Source organism: Maritimibacter sp. HL-12, from assembly GCF_900177545.1.
Taxonomy (GTDB): Bacteria; Pseudomonadota; Alphaproteobacteria; order Rhodobacterales; family Rhodobacteraceae; genus Sinisalibacter.
The window spans coordinates 532,714-555,139 of record NZ_FXBQ01000001.1; the positions used below are offsets into that span (position 1 = coordinate 532,714).

Sequence of the window (22,426 nt, forward strand, 5' to 3'; positions counted from 1 at the left end):
ATGCGGGCCGCGCGGGGCAAATGGCGGGCATCAAGCGCGTTCCAGCGTGAAGAAGACACGCCGGAAGGCAAACAGCACCGAACCGTCGTCTTCCCGCGGATAGGCGCGCGCCAGCTCGGCCTCGTAGGCGGCGATGAATTGATCGGCCTCGCCTTCGGAAAGCGGGCCGAGAAAGGGGCGCATCGCGGTGGATTCGGTGAAGCGGCGCACCGGGTGTGCGTCTGACCCGGCGTCGAGCCGCTGGCTATAGGTTGTCTCCCAGGCCTGCACTTGCCCGAACGGGGCGAGCAGGCGGGCATAGTCGTCGGGCCCGGAGACCGGCGATCCGGTTGCGATCGCGCCGAACCTGTCGGGAAAGAGCGTTGCCGCGATCTCGCGCAGGAGCCGGTGGCTTGGCGCGTGGAACTGGCCGGGCATCTGCACCGCGAGAACGCCGCCGGGCGGCAGCAACCGCGCAAGACGAGGCAGCAGGCTTTCGTGATCGTCGAGCCAGTGCAGCACCGCGTTGGAGAAGATCAACGCCGGGCGCGCGGCGCGGCCCTCCGGCGTCCATCCGGCGATATCAGCGCGCGTGAGGTGGTCGTATATGCCGACCTTCGCGGCCTCTGCGAGCATCGCCGGCGAGGTGTCGACGCCGATCAGCGAGCGATCGCCAAACCGCGCGGCCAGCACCGGCCCGACCGTCCCGGCTCCGCAGCCCAGATCGACCACCGGACCGGCCGGTATCGTGTCGATGGCATGGATCAGGTCGCGCGCCGGGCGCAAACGCAAACCCCGGAACCTTGCATAGGTTCCGGGGTTCCAGTCGTTATTTGCGGTCGTGGTCACGCTTAGGCCGAAGGTTCCGGCTCCAGCCCGCCGCCCTTGGGCTTCTTGCGCGGCTTGGTCTTCGGAATCGCCGCCAGCGAGGAGTCCGGCTCGGCCTTTTCGGCGCTGCCATCATTGTCCTCGTCGATATGCGGCGGCTCGCCCGCGATCACGCGCTTGATCTCGTCGCCGGTCAGGGTTTCGTATTCGAGAAGCCCCTGCGCCAGCCGCTCCCACTCGTCCTTGTGATCTTCGAGGATCTGCTTGGCACGCGCGTAGCCGTCCTGAACGAAACGGCGCACCTCTTCCTCGATCAACTCCTTGGTGTTTGCCGATACCGAGAACCCGGCCGTGTTGCCCGAATAGCCCTCGGCCGCTTCGGCGTAGTCGATGTTGCCGACCTTGTCCGACATCCCCCAGCGCATCACCATGGCGCGGGCCAGCGCGGAGGCCTGCATGATATCGCCGGCCGGGCCGTTCGACACCTCGTCCTCGCCCCACTTGATGATCTCGGCGGCCTTGCCTGCCATGGTCATCGCAAGCTGCTGCTCGCACTGGTCCTTGTGCCAGTTCAGCCGGTCCATCTCGGGCAGGCTCACCACCATGCCGAGCGCACCACCGCGCGGGATGATCGTGGCCTTGTAGACCGGATCGCATTTCGGCAGCGTGAGCCCGACGATGGCGTGCCCCGCCTCGTGATAGGCGGTATGTTCCTTCTGCTCGTCGGTGAGCACCATCGAGCGGCGCTCGGCACCCATCATCACCTTGTCCTTGGCATGTTCGAAATCGGCCATCGTCACGAAGCGCCGGCCAACGCGCGCCGCCGTCAGCGCCGCCTCGTTCACGAGGTTGGCAAGGTCGGCCCCGGAAAAGCCCGGTGTGCCGCGCGCGATGATCCGCAAATCCACATCGGGGCCGAGCGGAACCTTGCGGGCATGGACGTTGAGGATCTTCTCGCGGCCCTTGATGTCGGGGTTGGGCACCGTCACCTGCCGGTCGAAGCGGCCGGGGCGCAGGAGGGCCGGATCGAGCACATCCTTGCGGTTGGTCGCCGCGATGATGATCACGCCCTCATTCGATTCGAAGCCGTCCATCTCGACGAGAAGCTGGTTGAGCGTCTGTTCGCGCTCGTCGTTGCCGCCGCCATAGCCGGCACCACGGCTCCGGCCCACCGCGTCGATCTCGTCGATGAAGACGATGCAGGGCGCGTTCTTCTTGGCCTGTTCGAACATGTCGCGCACCCGGCTGGCACCGACGCCGACAAACATCTCCACGAAATCCGACCCTGAAATGGTGAAGAACGGAACGCCCGCCTCGCCCGCGATCGCGCGCGCAAGCAGCGTCTTACCGGTGCCCGGAGGGCCGACAAGCAGCGCGCCCTTGGGGATCTTGCCACCGAGGCGCGAGAATTTCTGCGGGTTGCGCAGGAATTCGACGATTTCCTGGAGCTCGTCCTTTGCCTCGTCGATCCCGGCCACGTCGTCGAAGGTCACCCGGCCTTCGCGCTCGGTCAGCATCTTGGCCTTGGATTTGCCAAACCCCATCGCCCCGCCTTTTCCGCCGCCCTGCATCCGGTTCATCATGAAGAACCAGAAGCCGATCAACAGCAGCACCGGCAGCAAGAGCGACAGCAACGACAGGAAGCCCGATTGCGCCTGGCGCTCGGCCTGCACGTTCACGCCTCTCTCGATCAGTCGATCGGTGATTGCCGCGTCGCTGGGCAGGATGGTCGAGTAGATTTTGCCCTCTGCACCGACATATCGCACGTTTTCGCCGTCGATCGTGGCCTTGGTCACCTCTCCCGCATCCACGGCGGCGACAAATTCGGAATAGTTCACCTGCTGCGAGGCGGCGCCGGTCTGGCCGTTCGAAAAAAGGTTGAACAAGGCCAGGATCAGTACGAACAGCACGATCCAGAAGGCGAGATTTTTCGCGTTGCCCAAGTCGGTCTCCCTTGAAGTCTGCCCACACTACGCCCGAGCGCAGGGGTTGGCTCTAAAATAGGGAGGATACGCCCATGTTCAATGCGATAAAATCGAAGTGAGGAAATCGCCCTTCGGATGGTCGATTGTTGCCGAGTAGCCATTTGCATGCCCCGCGACAGGGGCCGCGACAAGGCGATCGCCGTCCCAAAGGCTGGGGCTCGCCATCAGGGAAGCCCGCGGCAAGCCGATGTTTCGCCAGTCGGGGCAGTCCTTTACCGCCTCGCCAAGTGCGCGGATCGTCAGACCAGCCCCCGGCCCCTCGATCCGCCAGCGCGCATCCCAGAGGTGATCCTGCTCGGCGACGAGGTCTTTCACGGCGTTGAATTCCCGCGCGATACGCAAGTTTGCCTTGTCGACGACCAGCAGGCAGCCCGCGAGCGTGTGGGTCCGGCCGCGCAGGATCGCCGCATCAAGCGCGCCAAGCGCGTCGCGGCGCGGGGCATAGTCCGCGCCCGACACCCAGACAAGCGCCGACGCCAGCAGGCGGCGCTGGATCTCCCATGGCGCGGCAAGATAGCCGTCGCGGTCGATCACCACGTCCCCGGCCTGCTCCCGGGCGATCCGGCGCGCCGTCTCAAAGGTGGTTTGCTCAAGCGCGGCGCGGGCCGCGGCCATGTTCACCGCCACCCCGGTCAGCTGGTGCACGTCGAGCCCCAGGGGAGCGAGCGCGGCCAGCGCGCGACGGGCCTTGACCCGGTCGAAGGCGGCATCGTCGTTCGTGGGGTCTTCGCGCCACGCGAGCCCGTGCCGGGTAAGAAACCCCCGCAGCTCGGCCCGCTCCAGCATCAGCGCGGGGCGCCAGAAAGTGGCACCGTCGCGCCGGAAGCGGCGATCCATCGCGGCAAGGCCATCGACCCCGGCCTCGCGCACCAGGCGCATGAGGAAGGTCTCGGCCTGATCGTCCATCGTGTGGCCAAGGGCCACCGCGTCGAGGTTACGACGCATTGCCCAGCGCGCCAGCAACCGGTAGCGCGCACCACGGGCTTCGGCCTGAAGGTTGCCCTGCCCGCGCCAATCCTGCCACTGGAGGGTTTCGTGGCGGATGCCGAGCCCGGCGCAGGTTTCGGCCACGAAGGCCGCTTCCGCCGCCGCCTCGGGCCTGAGCCCGTGATCCACCGTCGCCGCTTCGAGGGTCACGCCATGATCGGCGGCGCACGCACCCAGCAGGTGCAGCAGTGCCATCGAATCGCCGCCGCCGGAAACCGCGACGCCGAGGCGCGCGACATCGTCCCAATCGGGGCCGTTGCAGATGTGGAACCGAACCCAGGCGTCGGCGTCGGTCAGTTGCATCCCAGGTCGGCCCGCGCCGCCTGCGCATCCGACTCGGCGGCAGACCCGGGGAAACGGTTGGCGACTTCGCCGAGCGTGGCACAGGCCTCGTTGAGCTGGCCAAGCTCGCCCAGCGCGGTGCCCAGCTTGAACAGCGCGTCGGCGGCGTTTTCGCCTTCCGGATCGCCGGAATAGGAGGCCAGCCAGGCCCGCGCGGCATCGGCCAGCATGCCCTGCGCTTCAAGCGCCTCGCCGCGCAGATAGTGCGCCCGGCCGGTCAGCGGCCCACCGGGATAGGTCTCGACAAAACGGCCGAACAGCTCGGCGGCTTCTTCGGTGTCGCCGTTTTCAAACGCCGCCAGCGCCGCGTCGAAATCGGCGCGCTCGGCCACCGCGAGTTGCTCGCCCCCGCTTTCCGGCGCGGGGTCGAGCGTGGACGCGATCGAGGGTGAGGCCGGGTCGGTCACACCGGGCAGGCTTTCGCCGCCCAGCGTCGGGGTTTCGCCAAGCGTCGAGATATCGCAATCGGCCTCAAGTTCGCAGAGCCTGAATTCGAGATCGCCGACAACATTGGTGCCGTCGCTCACAACCTGGTTGATGCGGAACTCAAGCTCTTCGGTTTTCGCCGTGAGCCGGGTCACTTGCGCCTCGATGGCGTTGACCCGGTCGAGCGTCGAGCCTGCGCCCGAGGGGGCCGAGGCTCCGCCGGTGGTGTTCAACTCGCTCTTGAGGCGTTGGATCTCGACGAACAGCACCGTGAGTTCCTGGCGGATGTCGGCCAGGGTCTGGGACTGGTCCTGTGCCTTCAGCGGCATCGCGAGCAACACCAGCGCCAGCGTTGCCGCGATCATCCGAGCCAGAACACCCATGCTTTCGCCTCCTGCGCCGCTTGCCTCAGCTCGTTCCCGCACCCGCGGTGAGCACCGTCACCGCCCGGCGATTCTGCGCGTAGCAGGTCTCGTCGGAGCAGATCTCGAGCGGGCGTTCCTTGCCGTAGGACACGGTGCGCAACCGGTTCGGGGCCACGCCCCGGTCGATCAGGTAGGATTGCACCGCGCTGGCCCGGCGAGCGCCCAGCGCGAGGTTGTATTCACGGGTGCCCTGCTCGTCGGCATGGCCCTCGACAATCGCCGAGTATTCCGGGTTTTCCATCAGCCAGGACGCCTGCTTGGCAAGCACGTCCTGCGCTTCGCCACTGAGCGTCGACTGGTCGACGGCGAAGAGCACCCGGTCGCCGATGGTTTGCTCGAAATAGGCCGGCGAGGCCGGATCGGAGGGCGAGCCCGGCACGATGCCGCCCGCCCCGGCGGTCGCGGCGTCATCGCCGAAGCGGCTGTTCCTGTCGCAGGCCGAGAGCGCAAGCGCGCCAATCAGCATCGCGGGGATGGTGAGATGTTTCATCGGAAATGTCCTGTTTCAGAAGTGTTCTTGTTGCTCGTTGCGGTCAGTCTAGCAGATTGCGGGCCGGTTGGGAATCGGCCGGTTCAGTTCTGCAGCGGCCCCCAGGCCGGGTCGGAGGCGGCTGAAGGCGTGGCCACCCGGCGCAGGTTACGGCCCGAGATATCGACGGAGTAGAGCGCGGGCGCACCGCTTTCGCCCTGCGATTCACGGGTGAACATGATCACCCGGCCGTTTGGCGACCATGTCGGCCCCTCGTCGAGGAAAGAGGCCGTCAACAGCCGCTCCTCCGAACCGTCGGTCCGCATCACGCCGATGTGAAAGCGCCCGGCGTTCTGCTTGGTGAAGGCGATGAGATCGCCGCGCGGGCTCCAGACCGGGGTGCCGTAGCGCCCCGGGCCGAAGCTGATGCGCGTGGCCTCGCCGCCCGAGGCGGGCATGACATAGAGTTGCTGGGTGCCGGACCGGTCGCTCTCGAAGACGATGCGGCTGCCGTCCGGCGAGAAGCTGGGCGCGGTCTCGATCGAAGGCGAGTCGGTGAGCCGTCGCATGTTGCTGCCGTCCAGCCCGACCGTGTAGACATCGGTATTGCCGCCCTGTTCGAGCGAAAACACCACCGATTCCCCGTCGGGCGAGAACCGCGGCGCGAAGCTCATGTTGCCGCCCGAAGTGTCGAGTGCGACCCGGTTCACCGAAGCCACGTCAAGCACGTAGATCTGCGGCCGCCCGGACTCGTAGGAGGTATAGAGCACGCTGTCGCCGGAAGGCGAGAAGCGCGGCGCGAGCACCAGCGAATTGGAATCCGTCAGGTACTGCACGTTCGCGCCGTCGTAATCCATGATCGCCAGGCGTTTCTGGCGGGCGTTCTTCGGGCCCTGTTCGCTGACGAACACCACCCGGCTGTCGAAATAACCGCCTTCGCCGGTGATCCGCGAATAGACCACGTCGGCCACCTTGTGCGCGATCCGCCGCCAGCCCGAAACGGTGCCGGAGAATTGCAGCCCCTCGCCCAGTGCCGCGCCGGAGAACACGTCGAACAGGCGGAACTTGATCACGAGATCGCCCTCGCCGCCCATTTCCACCGCGCCGACCACCAGCGCCTCAGCATTGATCGCTTTCCAGTCGGAATAGGCCACGGGCGCGTCGAAACTGGTCACCGAGGAGATGTGCGCCGAGGCCGGAATTTCGCGAAACAGCCCGGTGCCGGTGAGATCGGCGGCGATCAGCCGGGTGATCTCTTCCGCGTATTGCGCCGCCTCCCCGCCCGAGGCCACGAAAGTGGGCAGGGCGACCGGCAGCGGCTCGATCACGCCCTCGTCGATCACGATCCGCAGCGGCTGCGCGTGGGTTGCGGTCTGGGCCAGACCGATCAGGGCCAAAGCCATGGTCAGAATGCGAATGAGTTTCATCATGTTTCCTCGGTCTTCCGATTACCCCGGTTCGCGCCGTCACGCCACCTCTCAAGGCCCTGTCTCGGCGAGAATCGGCCAGATTCCGGCTTCACCTTACATACAATCATAACCTCACCTGATCCTCATGTTGCCGGGATCGAAGGTCATCTCGATCTCGCGCCATTGGTCGTACTTTTCTGCCGGCAACCCATAGCCCGAGGTGCCGCAGCGGATCACCGCGCGCCGAGCCGCCTCGTAAGCGATCCGCGTCGCCTCCTGGGTCGGCCCGTCCGACGAGACCATCTCAACCCCTTCCGGCCGGCCGTCGCGCGACATCTGCACCAGCACCACAACCGTGGTGTTGAGCGCATCGGTCGAGGCCGAGCCAAGGTTCCAGCAGCGTGACACCGCCACGCGCAGCCCGTCGCGCTCGCCGCTGGTCAGCGGTGGGCCGGTTGGGCCGGGCGGGCTTTCCGCCTCGCCCAGAACATCGGCCAGGGCGTCGCTCACGGCGCTGTCGATCGCGTCGCTGTCCGCCGGGGCGGGTTCGGGGTCGGGCGCGGGCTCCGGTTCCGGCGCGGCGGCGGTTTCGGCCGGCGTGGGAGGTTCGGGGCGGCGCGGCGGGCGCGGCGAGGCTGTCGGCGCGGTCTCCGGGCGGTCGGCCTCGGTGACGATCTGCGTGGTCGTGCCGACCGGCGCCTGCTCGGGCAGTTCCTCGACCGGCTGATCGGGTTCGGCCTCCTCGGGCGTGCTTTCCTCAACCAGGTCCGGCCCCTCGGGAAGCGGCTCGTCGGGCGCTTCGATCACCTCGTTCGCCACCCGGTCGGCGGGCGGCGGCGTAACCTCGGGTGCAGGCGGCTCGGGTTCCGGCTCGGGTTCAGGTTCGGGTTCAGGTTCGGGCGCGGGTTCCGGTTCCGGTTCAGGCTCCGGTTCCGGACGCGGCGGCGGTGCGGGCGAGGTTTCCGGCGGCGCGGGCTCTGGCTCGGGCGTCGGGGGCGCAGGTGCCTGCGCCGCCTCGGTCAGCGCGGCGAATTCGGCGCCGGACATGAGCGACACCTCCGACACCCTGAGCGGCGGCTCTTCCGGCCCGCGCAGGAACAGCCCGCCGAACAGGATCCAAAGCATCAAAAGCCCGTGCCCGATGCCGGATATGATGTAGCCCGTTCTCATCGCAGCGATCTATCGCCCGTCCATCGACGGCCCGTCGGTTTCGGTCACGAGGCCGATGTTGTTGAACCCGCCCGCGTTGAGCGCGCCCATCACCTGCGCCACCGCCTCGTAGGGCACCCGCCCGTCGGCGCGCAGAAATACCTTGTTGTCCTGCCGCTCGGCGGCAACCGCGCGCAATTTCTCGATCAACTCATCCGGCGCGATTTCGGTTTCCATCAGCGAGATCGTGCCCTCGGCGGTGATCGACACCGTGAGCGGCTCCTCCTCCACCGAGGGCAGCGGCGTGGCCGCGGTTCTCGGCAGTTCCACCGGCACGCCCACCGTCATCAGCGGCGCGGCGACCATGAAGATGATCAGGAGCACCAGCATCACGTCGACGAACGGCGTGACGTTGATCTCGGCCATCAACCCGCGGTGGCGGCCACGGCGACGGCCGCGCCGGGCGCGGGGTTTCTCCTGTGCAACGCTCCCGCCCATCTCAACTGTCCAGTTGGCGGCTGAGGATGGTGGCGAACTCGTCGGCGAAGGCTTCCCAGCCCGCGACGATGCCATCGCTCTGGGCGGTGAGGTTGTTGTAGAAGATCAGCGCCGGGATCGCCGCGAGCAGGCCGAGGCCGGTGGCAAAAAGCGCCTCGGCGAGGCCCGGCGCCACGACGGCAAGGTTGGTGTTCTGCTGCTGGGCGATCTCGATGAAGCTGTTCATGATCCCCCAGACGGTGCCGAACAGCCCGACGAAGGGCGCCGCCGAAGCCACGGTGGCGAGGAACGACAGCCCCCGGTTCAACCCTTCGGCCTCCTTGGCGATCGCCACGTCCATCGAGCGGTCGATCCGGGCCTGCGCGCCCGCGATCAGCCCGCCATCGGCGCGGTGCGAGCGGTGCCATTCGGTCATCCCCGCGGCAAAAACCCGTTCCGGTGCGGCGGCGGGATTGGGGCCGAGCGTGTCATACAGCTCGTCGAGCGGTTCGCCCGACCAGAAGGCGCGGTCAAAGCCCGCCGCTTGCGCCCGGGTCCGGCGATACTGGATGAACTTGGTGACGATGATCGCCCAGGAATAGAACGATGCCGCCACCAGCAGCAGCATGACGAGCTTGACGACCAGCGTTGCGCGAAGGAACAGCGAGAAGAAGGAGAAATCCATCTCCTGCGCCAAAGCGAGAGTTTCCGTTTCCATGATCTCGATCTGCCTGCCTCTTTGGGTCCGCCTCTTACGGGCGGCAATTGTGGCAAGAAATAGCCCAGATCAACGGGGAAATCCAACGAAACCGCCTCATCGGCGGGATTTGCGGCGCTTCAGTGCAACAACAGGCGGATATTCGCCGGAAGACGCGCCGCCTGCCCGGCCTCGTTGATCGCCACCAGAACGACACGGGCGGAGAACAGCTTCTGACCATCGCGGAAGATCTCCTGGAGCATGGTCAGCCGCGCGCCGCCGACGCTTTCGACCGAGGTTTCTACTTCGATCTCGTCGTCGAGCCGGGCCGGCGCGAGATAATCCGCCTCGACATGACGCACGGCAAAGACGATCCCTTCTGCCTCGCGCAGCGCGCGCTGATCCACCCCGCGCGCCCGCACCAACTCGGTGCGCCCGCGCTCGATGAAGCGCAGGTAATTGGCGTAATAGACGATCCCGGCGGCGTCGGTGTCTTCGTAGTAAACGCGCAAGCGCAGGCGGTGGGTCATGGTGTCTCCTGGTTGCCAAGCGGAAACTCCGCCAGCGGCTCGTGAATCGCGCCCTCCGCACGCAGGTGGGAGCGGAAAAGGGTGAGGCTTTCGGCGAGGGCCGGCGGCAACTTCACCGCGCCGTTGAGGGCGAGGAATTCGCCGAGCCGGGCGCGGTCGCGCGCGGGCATGTCGCGCGGCAGGCGCGCAAGCGTGACGTGCGGGCGAAAGCGGCGGCGTCCGAGCGTCACCCCGGCGTCGCGCACCGCATGGGCCACCTTGTCGTGCAGGGGCGCGAGCCCCTCCCCCCGCGCCGCGATCACCAGCGCGCCGGGGCGACGCCCGCCAAACAGGTCGAGCCCGCCGAGTTCGATGCGCACCGGCGCCAACCGCAGCGATGCCAGCAGCTCGGCCACGTCACGCGCCTGCGGCTCGCTGATCTCGCCAAGGAAGGCGAGGGTCAGGTGCAGGTTCTCCTCCGGAAGCACACGGCCCACGGTCAAACCCGCCTGAAGCCGCGTCAGCGCGTCGGCCAGCACGTCTGGCAGGTCGAGGGCGATGAAGGCCCTCATGCCTGCATCCGCGCCCAGAGCCTCAGCGCATGGGCCGGGTCGGTACTGGCCGGGGGCATCACCGGATCATAGGCGGCGCGGATCACCCCGGCGATCTCGGGCCGCAGCATCGCGGCGGCTGTTTCCGGGTGGCGGGCGAGCGGCGAGGCCTCCGCAAAGGCCGCCTCGCTCCAGGTCAGCATCACCCGCACCGCTTCGCCCAGGGCCAGCGTTTCGGCCGGTAGCTTCTCCATCCCGCCCGACATCCGAAGGAAGGCAAAACAGGCGCGGATCGCCCCGGCCTCGTCGAAGCGGAAGGTGCGGTATTGGCTGGCCCCGGCGCGTTCGAGGCGGCCCACGGTATCGGGCAGGCCGGGAAGCATCGCGTCGAGGTTCGGCACGTCGAGAAGCTCACCCCAGTCGCGCAGGAAGAACAGCATCAGGTTGGCACCCAGTTCCGGATCGGTTTCGGCAACCTCGGTGCCCGCGAGCCGTGCCACCGCCTCGAAGGCCCCCTTGATCACCGGCAGGCTTTCGTCTTCGACGCCGAAGACCACGGGCACGATCTGCCGCCCCCAGCGTGCGAAGGCGTAGCCGCCATCGCCCTCGAACAGGGCCTGAACCTCTTCGGGCGTCATCGCTTTCCCCCATCGTGGCGAAATCTGTCGCGCGCAGGCATAGAACCTCGCTTGCGTGCGCGCAACCGGCCCCGGGTGCGCCTATTGCCCCGCGAGAAGCGCGGTGATCGTCTCCGGCAGCGGACCACCCGGATTGCCGTAGAGCCGCGCGCCCTGCTCCGGGCTGGTCAGAGCCACGATCACGCGCCCGTCGGCGCGCGAAACTGCCACCGCGCCGCGCGCGCTCTGGCAGGCGAATTTCACACATCCCGTGCCGACGATCCAATCGCCCTCCACCCGGAAGGGCGAGGAAAGGTCGATCAGCCGATCGGCCTCGACGAGCGCCTCGGGGGCCATCATAGCGGCGAGACGGTCCTGATAATCGGCCGCCTCGATCAACTCGAACGGGTAGCGGCCGATCCAGAACTCGGGGCCATCCCCGGGCGTCATGCCCGAAGCGCGGCGCGGCGCGTCTTCTTGCGTGAGCCGCGCGCCGTCCCACAGGTAGGTGACAGGCGGGCGGCCCGGATCGATGCGCGCCATGGTCACGGCCAGCACGCCATCGCCCTCGCGCACGTCATAGGCCTCGGCGCAGGTGCCGAATTCGGGCGAGAAGCGCAGATCGCCCGGCCGGGCGTGAAACCAGACATAGCTGCCGTTGCAGGCATTGCCGCCTTGCGACACGAGGATCAGCACCCAGTCGCCGAACCGCTCTTCGAGAAAGGCAAGCTCGGGTTCGCCGGGCAAGGGCAGTATCTGGCCGCCCACGGCAAGCCGCTTGCCGGGGAACTCCCAGTCGCCGTCGAGGATTTCGAGCCGCCCGGCCTGTGTGTCGAATGCCGCCGCAGGCGCGGCGAGGATCAGGGCGAGAAAAACGATCAACCGGCGCATGGGGCCTCCGCATCGGGCACGTCACCGGAATGCTAGGGAGCCGGCGCGGCGAGGGCAAGCGGCACCGCCCGGCGTCACGCAGGCCGGGTCTCCAGATGATGTCCCCATTTGCGCAACAGGGCATCGCCGAGACCAATCCCCGCGCGCTCGGCAAGGAAGAGCACCTGTGGAAAAAGATCGGCCAGTTCCTCGGCCACCGCCGCGCGCAAGGTTTCGGGCGTCTTGCCCCGGTCACGCCCGCGCCCGGACGCCGAAATCCATGCGGCCGCCCGCGCGCTTGGTTCCTCTTGATGCGTGACGATGTGCCAAGGCGCGCATCGGTCGGACAGCGCCACGGCAAGCGCCTGCCCTTCGGCAATCCTCATCCCTCGAACAGTTCCGCCTGCCCCGGCGGGCGCGGCGGCGGCAGGCCGAGGTGGGTCCAGGCCCGCTGCCCGAGCATCCGGCCGCGCGGGGTGCGCTGGATCAGGCCCTGTTGCAACAGGTAAGGCTCTATCACCTCCTCCAGCGCGTCGCGGCTTTCCGAAAGCGCGGCGGCGAGGGTTTCGATCCCCACCGGGCCACCGGCGTAATGCTCCGCCATCAGCCCGAGATAGCGCCGGTCGGCCCCGTCGAGCCCGAGATGATCCACCCCGAGCCGGGTCAGCGCGTTGTCGGCGATCGCGCGGGTGATGTGGCCTTCGCCCTCGACCACGGCGAAATCGAGCACCCGGCGCAGCAGCCGCCCGGCGATCCGCGGCGTGCCCCGCGCGCGCCGCGCGATCTCGCGCGCACCCTCGGTATCGGCGGGCGCCCCCAGCTTCACCGCGTTGCGGGTGACGATCTCGTGCAACTCGTCCTCGGTGTAGAACTCGAGCCGGGTGGGAATGCCGAAACGGTCGCGCAGGGGCGTGGTGAGAAGGCCGAGCCGGGTGGTCGCGCCGACCAGCGTGAAGGGCTGCAACTCGATCCGCACGGTGCGCGCGGCGGGGCCCTCGCCGATCACCAGATCGAGCTCGAAATCCTCGAGCGCCGGGTAGAGCACTTCCTCGACCACCGGGTTCAGCCGGTGGATCTCGTCGATGAACAGCACGTCATTGCGCTCGAGATTGGTCAGGATCGCGGCAAGGTCGCCCGCCCTGGCCAGCACCGGCCCCGAGGTCATGCGGAAGTTCACGCCAAGCTCGCGTGCCATGATCTGCGCGAGCGTGGTCTTGCCCAGCCCGGGCGGGCCGTGAAACAGCGCGTGGTCCATCGCTTCGCCGCGCTGGCGGGCGCTCTCGATGAACACCGCGAGGTTGGCCCGCGCCTCGGCCTGGCCGATGAAATCCACCAGCCGCTGCGGCCTGAGCGCCCGGTCGACGTCCTCGGGGCGCGGTTCGGGGCGCAGAGTGGGGTCGGGTTCGTGCATCTGCTTTCCCTACCCCTTCGGCGCCAGCAGCCGCAAGGCGGCGCGGATCAGGGCGGGGGTGTCGGTGTCCGGGCTTTCGCCCATTACGGTCGCGACAGCAGAGGCGGCCTCGCCCGGGGCATAGCCGAGGTTGCGCAGGGCCGAGAGTGCCTCGGACTGGGCGGCGGCATCGGCGCGGGGCGGGGCCGCCGAAGCCGGGCCGGGCGCAGGCATGGCGTCCGCACCATCGGCCTCGACCAGCGCGGCCTCGGGCATGGCCGCCGCGGCACCGGCCATCGCCATCACCCCGTGCGCCTTGTCCTTCAACTCGTTGACCACGCGCTGCGCCGTTTTCGGCCCGATGCCGCGCGCGGCCTTGATCGCGTTCCAATCGCCCAGCGCGATTGCGCGGCTCACCCCGTCTGCCCCGAGTGCCCCAAGGATGGCGAGCGACGCCTTCGCCCCCACGCCTTGCACGCTCATCAGGAGCCGGTGCCATTCCTTTTCCATCAGCGTGGTGAAGCCGAACAGCTGCAGCAGGTCCTCGCGCACCATGAGGTCGGTCCAGAGCGCCACCGCCTCGCCGGTGCCGGGAAGGGCCGCCAGGGTGCGCTCGCTCACATGGACGATATAGCCAACCCCCCGCACGTCGATCAAAACGTGATCTTCGCCCCGGTAGTCGAGCCGCCCGGCGATCCGCCCGATCATGCCGAAGCCCGCCGCAGCGCCTCTTCGAGCTTGCCGCCAGCGCGGGAAAAATGGGCATGAGTGAGCGCGATCGCCAGCGCATCGGCGGCGTCGGGCCCGGCGATCTCGACGCCGGGAAGCTGGAGCCGCACCATGTGGGCGATCTGGCGCTTGTCGGCGTGGCCGACGCCGACGACCGTTTTCTTGACCTGGTTCGGGGCGTATTCGCCCACCGGGATGCCGGCCCGGGCCGGCACCAGCATCGCCACCCCGCGTGCCTGCCCGAGCTTCAGCGTGCCTGCACCGTCGCGGTTGACGAAGGTCTGTTCCACCGCCGCCGCGTCCGGCGCGTGGCAGGTTACGATCTCGGTCAATCCCTCGAACAGTGCGAGCAGGCGCTCGGCAAGCCCCGGGCCTTCGCCGTGCAGGACGCCGTTGGCGACATGCGATATACGCGCGCCGTTGATATCGATCACGCCCCAGCCGAGGTTGCGAAGCCCCGGGTCGATCCCGATCACGCGCATGTGCCGCCCTGCCCTCATGGTTTTCCCCCGGTTAGCACGAAAGGCGAACATTCGCCAAGTGAAATCCCGTGACGCCACGCCTGAGCGCCATTGGCACCCATGCGGAAAGCGCATGAGGGCAATGCGAATCCGTCAATTGTGCAAGTGCAGAAAGAGCATCATATCCACGCGGCTGCAGCAATCAGCAGCCAACCCGGATTTCCGCCTTTCGAGAAGACCAGAAACATGAGCGTGATCGACACCACCACCCTGCGCAGCCACGGCTTCGCCTTTGCCCCGCGCCTCACCCGCGCGATCGAAACCATCGCCGCCCGCATCGCCGAAGCCCAGGAGCGCCGCGCCACGCGCCGCGCGCTGGAAAGGCTCAGCGACCACGAGCTTGAAGATATCGGCCTCACCCGGGGCGACGTCTACCACCGGTTCTGACCGCCCGAGGCAGGACCGCAGGCGAAGAAAAAGCCGCCCCGAGGGGGCGGCGTTTCAAGCAAGGCCCCCGCCGTTGCGGGGGCCCTGATTTTTTTCTACTCGGCGACCGAGAGCGCCACGAAGCGCGGATCGCCTGCCCGGCGCACGAGCAGCAGCACCGATTGCCGACCGCCGTCGCGGGCCTCCGCGATCTTGTCTTCGAAGTCACCGATCGAGGTCACCCGGCTCTGCGCCGCTTCCTCGATCACGTCGCCCGCGCGCAGACCTTTTTCCCAGGCCTCGCTGGCTTCGTCGATGGTCAGGATCACCAGCCCGTTGGCATTGGCGTCGAGGCCAAGCTCTTCGCGCAGGGTATCCGTCATCTCCGCGATCTCCATTCCGAGCACGGTTTTCTCTTCCGGCGCAGGCGGAGCCGGGGGCTGGCCGCCGTCGTCAGAGGCCACCGCGTCTTCACGACGCCCGAGGGTCACCCGCAGGGTCTGGGTTTCGCCATCGCGCAGCACCACCACGCGCACCGTCTTGCCGACCGGCGCATCGCCGACGATGCGCACGAGGCCACGGGTATCGGGCACGTCCTGACCATCGAAGCTCAGGATCAGATCGCCCGGCTCGATCCCGGCATCCTTGGCCGGGCCGTCGGGCACATCGGTCACCAGAGCGCCGGCGGTGCTGTCGAGCTCCATCGCGTCGGCGAGATCCTCGGTCATGTCCTGGATCCGCACGCCGAGCCAGCCGCGGCGGGTTTCGCCGAATTCCTTGAGCTGGTCCACCACCTTTGTGACCACGTTCGAGGCCATCGAGAAGCCGATGCCGATCGAGCCGCCGGTGGGCGACAGGATCGCGGTGTTCACCCCGATCACCTCGCCGCCCATGTTGAACAACGGCCCGCCCGAGTTGCCCCGGTTGATCGCGGCGTCGGTCTGGATGAAATCGTCATAGGTGCCGCTGAGCTCGCGCCCGCGCGCCGAGATGATCCCGGCCGATACCGAGAAGCCCTGGCCAAGCGGGTTGCCCACCGCCATCACCCAGTCGCCCACCCGCATCACGTCGGAATCACCGAAACTGACGAAGGGCAGAGCCTCTTCGGGTTCGACCTTGAGCAGGGCGATATCGGTGTTGGGATCGGTGCCGATCACTTCGGCGGTGAGCGTGCCGCGACCGTTGTAGAACTCGACGAGGATTTCGTCGGCGCCGTCGATCACGTGGTTGTTGGTGACGATGAAGCCGTCTTCAGAGATCACGAAACCCGAGCCGAGCGCGCTCGAACGGCGGCTGCGCGGCTGGTCACCGCGCTCATTGTCGAAGAAATCGCGAAAGAAGTCCTCGAACGGCGAGCCCTCGGGCACCATCGGGTGCGGCTGGGTTTCCTGGGCGATCAGCGTCGAGGTGGTGATGTTCACCACCGCCGGGCTGACCTGCTCGGCGAGATCGGCGAAACTCTCGGGCACGCCGCGTGCCTCCGCGCGCATCGCCGGCACCAGCGCGAGCGCCACCGCCAGCACCAGCGCAAAAAACGCCTGTGGCCAGAGGGCGCGATTGAAAACGGGGATGGGTCGAACCTCAGCGGTCACTTGGGCCTCCTTCGTGAATTCCTCGGGGAGCACGCGGTGTGCACCCCCTGCCATAGACTTTGGAGATAGTGCGGCATTGGCGCAACACAAAGAAACGCAACGCTTTTCACGGACAAGTGAAATGGCGAGGTTCCGCCGGTTGGGCGCAGGCCGCGCTCAAACGCCCAGGCTGCGCCCGAGCCAGACCAGGCCGACGCCGAGCGCCACGGCGACCAGACCGATCAGCCGGCGTTGTTCCGGCGAAAGCGCGGCCATGATCGCCACGATCTCGTCAAGACGCGAAGGGGCCAGTGCGAACACCAGCCCCTCGATCACCAGCACGAGGCCGAGGCCAAGTGCGATCCAGCCCATCACTCGCGTCCGGTATCAGACTTGAGATAATCGAAGAACTCGCTGTCGGGCGAAATCACCAGCGTGGTATTCTCGCCCTTCATGCTTTCTTCGTAGGCGCTGAGCGAGCGGTAGAAGGCGAAGAACTCCTGATCGCGCCCGAAGGCATCGGCGAAGATCGCGTTTCGCTGCGCGTCGGCCTCGCCTCGGGTGATGTCGGCCAGACGCTGGGCCTCAGACGTGGTCTCGATCACCGTCCGGTCGGCTTGCGCCCGCACCCTTTGCGCCGCTTCCTGACCACGGGCGATCTCGTCGGCCGCCTCGCGCTCGCGCTCTGCGCGCATCCGCTCGAAGGTGGCCTCGAGGTTCTGCTCGGGCAGATCGGCGCGCTTGATCCGCACGTCGATGACCTCGATGCCGAGGCCCTCCGACTCACGGCGCGCGTTGTCACGGATCCGGTTCATCAGGTTGGAACGGTCAACCGACAACACGGTGCCGGAATCGACCTGGCCGAGCACCTGGCGCACCTGGGAGTTCAGGATCCGCTCCAGACGCTGGCGCGCGCCTTCGACACCCGAGGCGCCCACCGCGCGGCGGAACTGCGTGGAATCGACGATGCGCCAGCGCGCGAAAGCGTCGACCACGAGACGTCGATCGTCGGCCGGCGTGACTTCCAGTGCCGCGGTTTCGATCGGCAGGATCCGGTCGTCGTATTTCGCGATCTCGTGCAGGACCGGCACCTTGAAATAGAGCCCGGGTTCGCGGATCTCGGCGGTCACTTCGCCAAACCAGAGCCGGAGCGCGCTTTCGCGTTCATCGACGATGTAGAAGGAATTGAGCCCGAGCACGGCGAGAATGACGGCGAGCCCGATCGCGATTTGAGAGCGACGCATCAGTTCGACCCCTCTGAATTGGTGGTTGACGACGGCGCGCTGCGACGCAGTTCGTTCAGCGGCAGGTAGGGCACGACACCCTGTTCACCCTGCGCACCCTCGTCGATGATGATCTTCTCGACCCCGCCAAGAACGCGTTCGAGCGTTTCCAGGTAGAGACGTTTGCGGGTCACATCCGACGCCTTCGCATATTCTTCGTAGATCGAGATGAAGCGCGCGGCCTCACCCTCGGCCTCGTTGACCACCTGGGCGCGGTAGCCTTCGGCCTCTTCGAGCAGCTGCGCGGCTTCACCGCGCGCTCCGGCGACGACCTGGTTGGCGTAGGCGTCGGCCTGCTTTTCCAGCGTGTCACGGGTCTGCTTGGCGGCCTGCACCTCGCGGAAGGAGTCGATTACGTCCGGCGGCGGGTCGGCCTTGTCGAAGTTCACACGCACGATGTTCACGCCGCTTTCATAGCTGGTCAGGGTGCTCTGGATCAGTTCTTCCAGTTCCTGCGCGATCGCTTCACGGTCGCGGTTGAGGATCGGTGCGAGGTTGGAGCGCGCCACGATCTCGCGCATCGCCGATTCCGAAACCGCGGTGATCGTGTTTACCGGTTCGGCAAGGTTGAAGATGAAATCCTCGATGTTGCCGATGTTCCAGACCACCTGGAAGTCGATGTCGACGATGTTCTCGTCGCCGGTCAGCATCAGGCCATTTTCGAGCACCGAACCGACGTTGATGATGTTTTCGCGGGTGACCGGGTAGATTTCCTTGGTCACGACCGGCCAGGGCGCGAAGTTGAGGCCCTCGGTGCCGACCCGGTAGCGCTCACCGAACAGAAGCTCGACCGATTGCTCCGAGGTATCGACCCGGTAGAACGAGGCGAACATCCATGCCGCGACAAGAGCAAGCGCAACAAGGCCGAGGCCGCCGCGCCCGATCTTGGGCCCGCCGCCGCCACCGTCACCGCCGCCGCGACGGGCATCGCCGCCGCCGCCCATCAGAACGCGAAGTCGCTCCTGGCCCCGCTTCATCAACTCGTCGATCTCGGGGATCTGCGGCGGCTCGTTGCCGTCGCCCGGGCGCCGACCGCCCCCCCCGCTGCCGTTCGAGCCGCCCGGGCCGCCGCGGTGTCCGCCGCCGCCCCAGGGGCCGCCATTGTCGCTCGCCATTTGGTTTGCTTCCTCTCTTCTGATCACAAGGAGTTTGGCCTTGAAGTGTGGCCCCGAACCCCGGTTTTCAACCCGCGTGCCGGTTCAATGGCTGCGGATCGGTTGTTTCATCAGCACGATTTCCTCAGCCATCGTCGGATGCACCGCCACGGTGCGGTCAAAGTCTTCCTTGGTCGCGCCCATCTTGATCGCCACCGCCGCAAGCTGGATCATCTCGCCCGCGCCATCGGCCACGATATGGCAGCCCAGCACCTTCCGGGTGGCCCTGGATACAACGAGCTTGAACAGCACCCGCTCGCTGCGACCGATGAAACTTGTCTGCATCGGCCGGAAAGCCGCGCAATAAACGTCGACCGGCTCCTGCTCGCGCGCCTGTTCCTCAGAGAGGCCAACCGCGCCGTATTCCGGCGTCGTGAACACCGCCGAGGGCACGAGATCGTGATCGGGTTTGGTCGGGTTGCCGTTGAACACCGTCTCGACGAAGGCCATGCCCTCGCGGATCGCCACCGGGGTGAGCTGGATCCGGTTGGTCACATCGCCTACCGCGTAGATCGAGGGCACGCTGGTCTGGCCGTAATCATCCACCTCGACCTCGCCCCAGCGCCCGAGCCGCACCCCGGCTTCGGCCAGCCCCATGCCATCGGTGTTGGGGTGACGGCCGGTGGCGTAGAGCACGTGGTCGAACTGGTCTTCGCGCCCGTCGGTGCCCTTGACCCAGATCCGCCCCGCGCGCCGCTCCATCCGCTCGACTTCGAGCCCGACATGCAGATCGACGCCGTGTCCCCGGATGATCTCGGCGAGGTGCCCGCGCACCTCGTCATCGAAGCCGCGCAGGATCTGCGCGCCGCGATACCATTGCGCCACATGCGCCCCGAGACCCTTGAAGATGGTGGCGAACTCGCAGGCGATGTAGCCGCCGCCGACGATCAGGATGCGCTCGGGGAAGGCGTCGAGCGAGAAGATCTCGTTCGAGGTGATCGCAAGCTCCGCGCCCGGCGTGTTCGGCACGTAAGGCGCGCCGCCGGTGGCGATCAGGACATGCTTGGTGGTGAAGCTTTCGCCGGTCGAAAGCTCGATGGTATGCGGATCGGTCAGCGTGGCGCGGGCGTCGTGGATCTTGACGCCGGCGCGCTCGAGGTTGGCCCGGTAGATGCCTTCGAGCCGGGTAAGCTCTTCATGCAGCTTCGGGCGGAACCGGCTCCAGTTGAAGTGGCCACCCTCGTAGTCCCAGCCGTATTCGCGCGCATCTTCCGCCGCGGGGCCGTAGTGCGAGGCAAAGACCATCAGCTTTTTCGGCACGCAGCCCCGGATCACGCAGGTGCCGCCCATGCGGTGTTCCTCCGCAAGTCCCACCTTCGCGCCGGTCTCCGACGCCACCCGTGCCGCGCGCACCCCGCCGGAGCCGCCGCCGATCACGAAAAGATCATAGTCGAATGTGGTCATGCCCGGACCCCTTGCTGGTTCGCAGACTGACTACCGCAACCTTGGCTGGTTGGAAAGCGCGCCCGGCTAACGTTTGCGCGCGCCGAGGCTGGGCACCCGGTATTCGAGCTTCGGCAGCCTTTCCTTCAGCGCCGCGATCAGCCGTTCCGCCGCTTCCGGCCCCATGTCACGGGTCGCCACCGGCAAGATCCGCACCCGGCCACCGCCGCCGGCCCGCAATACCAGCCCGCCAAGCCCGCGCGCGGGATCGATCGTGTGCGCCTCGATCTCGCCCCAGCCGCCCCGCATCTCGCGCCCGGTCGGCAGGCAGACCGAAACCCCCGAGGCATCGACCCTGGCGACGTAGCGCATCCGCGCGAGCGATATGATCTTGCCCACCGCCATTCCGAGCAGGAGCCCCGCGAGCAGCCAGAACCCCCAACCCTGCCCGCTCACCGCGAACCAGGCCGCACCGGCCCCGGTCACGCCAAACCCCAGCGCCTGGATCGCCTTCAACCGCTTGCGCGCGGGCAGAACCTCGAACACGATCTCGCTCATCGCCGCCTCAGATGTCCTTGAAGATATTGTCGGTCTCGGCAAACTCGATGCGGCTTTCGTGGTGGGTGCCCTCGTTGATGTCGATCACCTCGACGCGCCCGTCCTGATGGCCGATCACCACCTTGTCGCAGATGTCGATGAACAGCCCGTTCTCGACCACGCCGGGGATCTGGTTCAGCACCAGGCCCAGCTTGCGCGCGTCCTCGATCCTTTGCAGGTGCAGATCGACGATGTGATTGCCCTCGTCGGTAACGAAGGGGGCCTCGCCGTTCATCCTCAGCGTGCCGCTGCGCCCGAGCACGTCCATCGCATCGAGGCTTTCCTCGATCAGCGCCTTGGTGGTCTGCCAGCCGAACGGCACCACCTCCACCGGCAGCGGGAAGGCGCCGAGATGCTCGACATGTTTGGAAGGGTCGGTGATCACCACCATCGTGTCGGAGGCGGTGGCGACGATCTTCTCCTGCAACAGCGCGCCACCGCCGCCCTTGATCAGGTTGAGATCGTCATCGAACTCGTCGGCCCCGTCGATGGTGAGATCGAGCCAGCGCGCCTCGTCGAGGCTCACCACCCTTATCCCCACCTGCGCGGCCAGTTCGGCCGTGCGCGTCGAGGTCGGCACGCCGATGATGCTCAGCCCCTCCTCGCGCACCCGTTCACCCAGCGCGCGCACCATCCAGGCCGCCGTCGAGCCGGTGCCGAGGCCCACCCGCATCCGGTCTTCGACGAAATCCACCGCCCGCTTTGCGGCAACGAATTTCGCGGTATCTATCGGTGAAAGGTTGGATGACATCCCCGGCTCCTTCAATCCCGTTTGCACCGCTTATAGAAAAGTTGCGGGAGAGAGGCGAGCAGCAAATGTCGGCGTGGTTGCCGCGCCCTTCCCTGTGATCGCGTGCGACCCTATATCTGCGCCATGCCGATGCCATGGGCCTACCGACACGCCAGCAAGGACTGGAAAGCCTTCCTCGCCGACGCGAAGGATGGCCTCGGGCTTGAGAGCGACAACATGGCCTATACCGCCGTGCAAGGCGTGCTCGTCGCCTTCCGCCGTCGGCTCACGCCGCGCGAGGTAATGGCCTTCGCCGATGTGCTTCCGGCAGTGCTGCGCGCGCTTTTCGTCGCGGGCTGGAACCCGGACGAGGCACCGGCGCCTTGGGCCGCGCGCCCCGCGCTCGAAGCCGAAGCGCGCGCGTTCAGGCTGCACCACAACCTCACCCCCGACGCCCCGATCGCCGCCGTCGCCCGCTCCCTGCGCCGCGCCCTGCGCCAGCCAGACCTCGACCGCGTGCTTGCCCGGATCGGGCCGGAGGCGCAGGCGTTCTGGCAGGTCGACGCCCCGGCGGCCGACCTCGCCCGGCGGATCGTCTGAGGCGCGCCGATGGTTCGTATCGCCTTCCTCGCACTTGGCTGGAGCGCGCTTGCGCTAGGGCTTGTCGGCGTGGCCTTGCCCGGCCTGCCCACCACCCCGTTCCTGCTCGTCGCCGCATTCGGGTTCAGCAAGTCCTCGCCGCGGCTGCGGGCCTGGCTGGCGGAGCATCCCCGCCTCGGTCCGCCGATCCGCGACTGGTCCGAGCGCGGCGCGATCTCGCGGCGCAACAAGACCCGGGCGGTTCTCGCGATCGGACTGGTGGTCGTGCTCAGCCTCGCTCTCGGCGCCCCCGCCTGGGTTCTGGCCCTGCAGGCAGCGGGCATCGCCATCGGTCTCGGATTCGTGCTCACGCGCCCGAGTTGAGGCCGCATCCGCGCCAAAC

At 67.4% G+C, this 22,426-nt stretch carries 27 protein-coding genes; 3 read left to right on the forward strand and 24 right to left on the reverse strand.

Annotation, left to right across the window (positions count from 1 at the left end; genetic code table 11):
• Window positions 1–30: 30 nt before the first annotated feature.
• The 17 genes from B9Y97_RS02655 to ruvC all read right to left on the reverse strand — a co-directional run bounded on the left by B9Y97_RS02655 (window position 31) and on the right by ruvC (window position 14,339).
• A complete protein-coding gene (locus tag B9Y97_RS02655; protein WP_085525300.1) occupies window positions 31–828 on the reverse strand; it encodes a methyltransferase domain-containing protein in 798 nt (265 codons plus the stop codon).
• A gap of 2 nt (window positions 829–830) precedes the next feature.
• Window positions 831–2,750, reverse strand: a complete 1,920-nt coding sequence (ftsH, locus tag B9Y97_RS02660; protein ID WP_085525301.1) for an ATP-dependent zinc metalloprotease FtsH — start codon at window positions 2,748–2,750, stop codon at window positions 831–833.
• Between the two features lie 78 nt (window positions 2,751–2,828).
• Window positions 2,829–4,082 (reverse strand): tRNA lysidine(34) synthetase TilS, encoded by a 1,254-nt coding sequence (gene tilS / locus B9Y97_RS02665; protein ID WP_085525302.1) that lies wholly within the window; start codon window positions 4,080–4,082, stop codon window positions 2,829–2,831.
• Window positions 4,073–4,930, reverse strand: a complete 858-nt coding sequence (ybgF, locus tag B9Y97_RS02670) for a tol-pal system protein YbgF (RefSeq protein ID WP_085525303.1) — start codon at window positions 4,928–4,930, stop codon at window positions 4,073–4,075. The genes tilS and ybgF overlap by 10 nt, the downstream gene beginning before the upstream one ends.
• Window positions 4,931–4,955: 25 nt before the next feature.
• Entirely contained in the window at window positions 4,956–5,462 is a 507-nt protein-coding gene (pal, locus tag B9Y97_RS02675) for a peptidoglycan-associated lipoprotein Pal (RefSeq protein ID WP_085525304.1), read from the reverse strand.
• A gap of 83 nt (window positions 5,463–5,545) precedes the next feature.
• Window positions 5,546–6,871: a Tol-Pal system beta propeller repeat protein TolB gene (tolB, locus tag B9Y97_RS02680; protein WP_085525305.1), complete on the reverse strand. Its 1,326-nt coding sequence runs from the start codon at window positions 6,869–6,871 to the stop codon at window positions 5,546–5,548.
• 111 nt (window positions 6,872–6,982) lie between these two features.
• The gene (locus B9Y97_RS02685; RefSeq protein ID WP_085525306.1) at window positions 6,983–8,020 is read right to left on the reverse strand and encodes an energy transducer TonB; all 1,038 of its coding nucleotides are present in this window, start codon (window positions 8,018–8,020) and stop codon (window positions 6,983–6,985) included.
• A gap of 9 nt (window positions 8,021–8,029) precedes the next feature.
• Window positions 8,030–8,497: a protein TolR gene (tolR, locus tag B9Y97_RS02690; protein WP_085525307.1), complete on the reverse strand. Its 468-nt coding sequence runs from the start codon at window positions 8,495–8,497 to the stop codon at window positions 8,030–8,032.
• Between the two features lies 1 nt (window position 8,498).
• Window positions 8,499–9,194 (reverse strand): protein TolQ, encoded by a 696-nt coding sequence (tolQ, locus tag B9Y97_RS02695; protein ID WP_085525308.1) that lies wholly within the window; start codon window positions 9,192–9,194, stop codon window positions 8,499–8,501.
• 119 nt (window positions 9,195–9,313) lie between these two features.
• The gene (gene ybgC, locus B9Y97_RS02700) at window positions 9,314–9,703 is read right to left on the reverse strand and encodes a tol-pal system-associated acyl-CoA thioesterase (RefSeq protein ID WP_085525309.1); all 390 of its coding nucleotides are present in this window, start codon (window positions 9,701–9,703) and stop codon (window positions 9,314–9,316) included.
• A complete protein-coding gene (gene thpR / locus B9Y97_RS02705) occupies window positions 9,700–10,254 on the reverse strand; it encodes an RNA 2',3'-cyclic phosphodiesterase (RefSeq protein ID WP_085525310.1) in 555 nt (184 codons plus the stop codon). Before thpR ends, ybgC begins: the two co-directional genes overlap by 4 nt.
• Complete coding sequence (locus tag B9Y97_RS02710; RefSeq protein ID WP_085525311.1) at window positions 10,251–10,871, reverse strand: hypothetical protein; 621 nt, start codon at window positions 10,869–10,871, stop codon at window positions 10,251–10,253. The genes thpR and B9Y97_RS02710 overlap by 4 nt, the downstream gene beginning before the upstream one ends.
• Window positions 10,872–10,952: 81 nt before the next feature.
• Entirely contained in the window at window positions 10,953–11,741 is a 789-nt protein-coding gene (locus tag B9Y97_RS02715) for a hypothetical protein (protein ID WP_085525312.1), read from the reverse strand.
• Window positions 11,742–11,815: 74 nt separating this feature from the next.
• The gene (locus B9Y97_RS02720; protein WP_085525313.1) at window positions 11,816–12,106 is read right to left on the reverse strand and encodes a nucleoside triphosphate pyrophosphohydrolase family protein; all 291 of its coding nucleotides are present in this window, start codon (window positions 12,104–12,106) and stop codon (window positions 11,816–11,818) included.
• The gene (gene ruvB, locus B9Y97_RS02725; protein WP_085525314.1) at window positions 12,103–13,131 is read right to left on the reverse strand and encodes a Holliday junction branch migration DNA helicase RuvB; all 1,029 of its coding nucleotides are present in this window, start codon (window positions 13,129–13,131) and stop codon (window positions 12,103–12,105) included. Before ruvB ends, B9Y97_RS02720 begins: the two co-directional genes overlap by 4 nt.
• A gap of 9 nt (window positions 13,132–13,140) precedes the next feature.
• On the reverse strand, window positions 13,141–13,818 hold the full coding sequence (ruvA, locus tag B9Y97_RS02730; RefSeq protein ID WP_085525315.1) for a Holliday junction branch migration protein RuvA: 678 nt from the start codon (window positions 13,816–13,818) through the stop codon (window positions 13,141–13,143).
• Window positions 13,815–14,339, reverse strand: coding sequence for a crossover junction endodeoxyribonuclease RuvC (gene ruvC / locus B9Y97_RS02735; protein WP_254900833.1), 525 nt, complete (start codon window positions 14,337–14,339; stop codon window positions 13,815–13,817). Before ruvC ends, ruvA begins: the two co-directional genes overlap by 4 nt.
• A gap of 207 nt (window positions 14,340–14,546) precedes the next feature.
• On the opposite strand from ruvC, the gene B9Y97_RS02740 reads away from it, so the two are divergent.
• Window positions 14,547–14,747, forward strand: a complete 201-nt coding sequence (locus B9Y97_RS02740; protein ID WP_085525317.1) for a DUF1127 domain-containing protein — start codon at window positions 14,547–14,549, stop codon at window positions 14,745–14,747.
• 95 nt (window positions 14,748–14,842) lie between these two features.
• On the opposite strand, the gene B9Y97_RS02745 is transcribed toward B9Y97_RS02740, so the two are convergent.
• The 7 genes from B9Y97_RS02745 to rpiA form a co-directional block, all read right to left on the reverse strand.
• Entirely contained in the window at window positions 14,843–16,216 is a 1,374-nt protein-coding gene (locus B9Y97_RS02745; RefSeq protein ID WP_254900962.1) for a Do family serine endopeptidase, read from the reverse strand.
• A gap of 258 nt (window positions 16,217–16,474) precedes the next feature.
• Complete coding sequence (locus B9Y97_RS02750) at window positions 16,475–16,669, reverse strand: DUF2065 domain-containing protein (RefSeq protein WP_085525319.1); 195 nt, start codon at window positions 16,667–16,669, stop codon at window positions 16,475–16,477.
• Window positions 16,669–17,541, reverse strand: a complete 873-nt coding sequence (gene hflC / locus B9Y97_RS02755; protein ID WP_085525320.1) for a protease modulator HflC — start codon at window positions 17,539–17,541, stop codon at window positions 16,669–16,671. The genes B9Y97_RS02750 and hflC overlap by 1 nt, the downstream gene beginning before the upstream one ends.
• Window positions 17,541–18,695, reverse strand: a complete 1,155-nt coding sequence (hflK, locus tag B9Y97_RS02760; RefSeq protein WP_085525321.1) for an FtsH protease activity modulator HflK — start codon at window positions 18,693–18,695, stop codon at window positions 17,541–17,543. Before hflK ends, hflC begins: the two co-directional genes overlap by 1 nt.
• Window positions 18,696–18,779: 84 nt before the next feature.
• Window positions 18,780–20,138, reverse strand: a complete 1,359-nt coding sequence (gor, locus tag B9Y97_RS02765) for a glutathione-disulfide reductase (RefSeq protein ID WP_085525322.1) — start codon at window positions 20,136–20,138, stop codon at window positions 18,780–18,782.
• A 66-nt stretch (window positions 20,139–20,204) separates the two neighbouring features.
• The gene (locus B9Y97_RS02770) at window positions 20,205–20,675 is read right to left on the reverse strand and encodes a hypothetical protein (RefSeq protein WP_085525323.1); all 471 of its coding nucleotides are present in this window, start codon (window positions 20,673–20,675) and stop codon (window positions 20,205–20,207) included.
• A gap of 7 nt (window positions 20,676–20,682) precedes the next feature.
• Window positions 20,683–21,465 (reverse strand): ribose-5-phosphate isomerase RpiA, encoded by a 783-nt coding sequence (gene rpiA / locus B9Y97_RS02775; RefSeq protein ID WP_085525324.1) that lies wholly within the window; start codon window positions 21,463–21,465, stop codon window positions 20,683–20,685.
• Window positions 21,466–21,588: 123 nt separating this feature from the next.
• Between rpiA and B9Y97_RS02780 the strand changes: the two genes are divergently transcribed.
• A complete protein-coding gene (locus B9Y97_RS02780) occupies window positions 21,589–22,044 on the forward strand; it encodes a DUF2267 domain-containing protein (protein WP_085525325.1) in 456 nt (151 codons plus the stop codon).
• A gap of 9 nt (window positions 22,045–22,053) precedes the next feature.
• Entirely contained in the window at window positions 22,054–22,407 is a 354-nt protein-coding gene (locus B9Y97_RS02785) for a YbaN family protein (protein WP_085525326.1), read from the forward strand.
• The last annotated feature ends 19 nt before the right edge of the window (window positions 22,408–22,426 follow it).

Bases quoted from the DNA above. Each gene is read 5' to 3' on its own strand.
- B9Y97_RS02785 (WP_085525326.1), top strand. From the start codon at position 22,054: ATGGTTCGTATCGCCTTCCTCGCACTTGGCTGGAGCGCGCTTGCGCTA.
- B9Y97_RS02745 (WP_254900962.1), bottom strand. From the start codon at position 16,216: ATGCGCGCGGAGGCACGCGGCGTGCCCGAGAGTTTCGCCGATCTCGCC.
- B9Y97_RS02710 (WP_085525311.1), bottom strand. From the start codon at position 10,871: ATGACGCCCGAAGAGGTTCAGGCCCTGTTCGAGGGCGATGGCGGCTAC.
- ybgC (WP_085525309.1), bottom strand. From the start codon at position 9,703: ATGACCCACCGCCTGCGCTTGCGCGTTTACTACGAAGACACCGACGCC.
- tolB (WP_085525305.1), bottom strand. From the start codon at position 6,871: ATGATGAAACTCATTCGCATTCTGACCATGGCTTTGGCCCTGATCGGT.
- B9Y97_RS02685 (WP_085525306.1), bottom strand. From the start codon at position 8,020: ATGAGAACGGGCTACATCATATCCGGCATCGGGCACGGGCTTTTGATG.
- ruvC (WP_254900833.1), bottom strand. From the start codon at position 14,339: ATGAGGGCAGGGCGGCACATGCGCGTGATCGGGATCGACCCGGGGCTT.
- tilS (WP_085525302.1), bottom strand. From the start codon at position 4,082: ATGCAACTGACCGACGCCGACGCCTGGGTTCGGTTCCACATCTGCAAC.
- hflC (WP_085525320.1), bottom strand. From the start codon at position 17,541: ATGCGTCGCTCTCAAATCGCGATCGGGCTCGCCGTCATTCTCGCCGTG.
- tolQ (WP_085525308.1), bottom strand. From the start codon at position 9,194: ATGGAAACGGAAACTCTCGCTTTGGCGCAGGAGATGGATTTCTCCTTC.
- ruvA (WP_085525315.1), bottom strand. From the start codon at position 13,818: ATGATCGGGCGGATCGCCGGGCGGCTCGACTACCGGGGCGAAGATCAC.
- ybgF (WP_085525303.1), bottom strand. From the start codon at position 4,930: ATGGGTGTTCTGGCTCGGATGATCGCGGCAACGCTGGCGCTGGTGTTG.
- ruvB (WP_085525314.1), bottom strand. From the start codon at position 13,131: ATGCACGAACCCGACCCCACTCTGCGCCCCGAACCGCGCCCCGAGGAC.
- B9Y97_RS02780 (WP_085525325.1), top strand. From the start codon at position 21,589: ATGCCGATGCCATGGGCCTACCGACACGCCAGCAAGGACTGGAAAGCC.
- thpR (WP_085525310.1), bottom strand. From the start codon at position 10,254: ATGAGGGCCTTCATCGCCCTCGACCTGCCAGACGTGCTGGCCGACGCG.
- pal (WP_085525304.1), bottom strand. From the start codon at position 5,462: ATGAAACATCTCACCATCCCCGCGATGCTGATTGGCGCGCTTGCGCTC.
- B9Y97_RS02715 (WP_085525312.1), bottom strand. From the start codon at position 11,741: ATGCGCCGGTTGATCGTTTTTCTCGCCCTGATCCTCGCCGCGCCTGCG.
- B9Y97_RS02740 (WP_085525317.1), top strand. From the start codon at position 14,547: ATGAGCGTGATCGACACCACCACCCTGCGCAGCCACGGCTTCGCCTTT.
- rpiA (WP_085525324.1), bottom strand. From the start codon at position 21,465: ATGTCATCCAACCTTTCACCGATAGATACCGCGAAATTCGTTGCCGCA.
- gor (WP_085525322.1), bottom strand. From the start codon at position 20,138: ATGACCACATTCGACTATGATCTTTTCGTGATCGGCGGCGGCTCCGGC.
- tolR (WP_085525307.1), bottom strand. From the start codon at position 8,497: ATGGGCGGGAGCGTTGCACAGGAGAAACCCCGCGCCCGGCGCGGCCGT.
- B9Y97_RS02720 (WP_085525313.1), bottom strand. From the start codon at position 12,106: ATGAGGATTGCCGAAGGGCAGGCGCTTGCCGTGGCGCTGTCCGACCGA.
- B9Y97_RS02750 (WP_085525319.1), bottom strand. From the start codon at position 16,669: ATGGGCTGGATCGCACTTGGCCTCGGCCTCGTGCTGGTGATCGAGGGG.
- hflK (WP_085525321.1), bottom strand. From the start codon at position 18,695: ATGGCGAGCGACAATGGCGGCCCCTGGGGCGGCGGCGGACACCGCGGC.
- B9Y97_RS02770 (WP_085525323.1), bottom strand. From the start codon at position 20,675: ATGAGCGAGATCGTGTTCGAGGTTCTGCCCGCGCGCAAGCGGTTGAAG.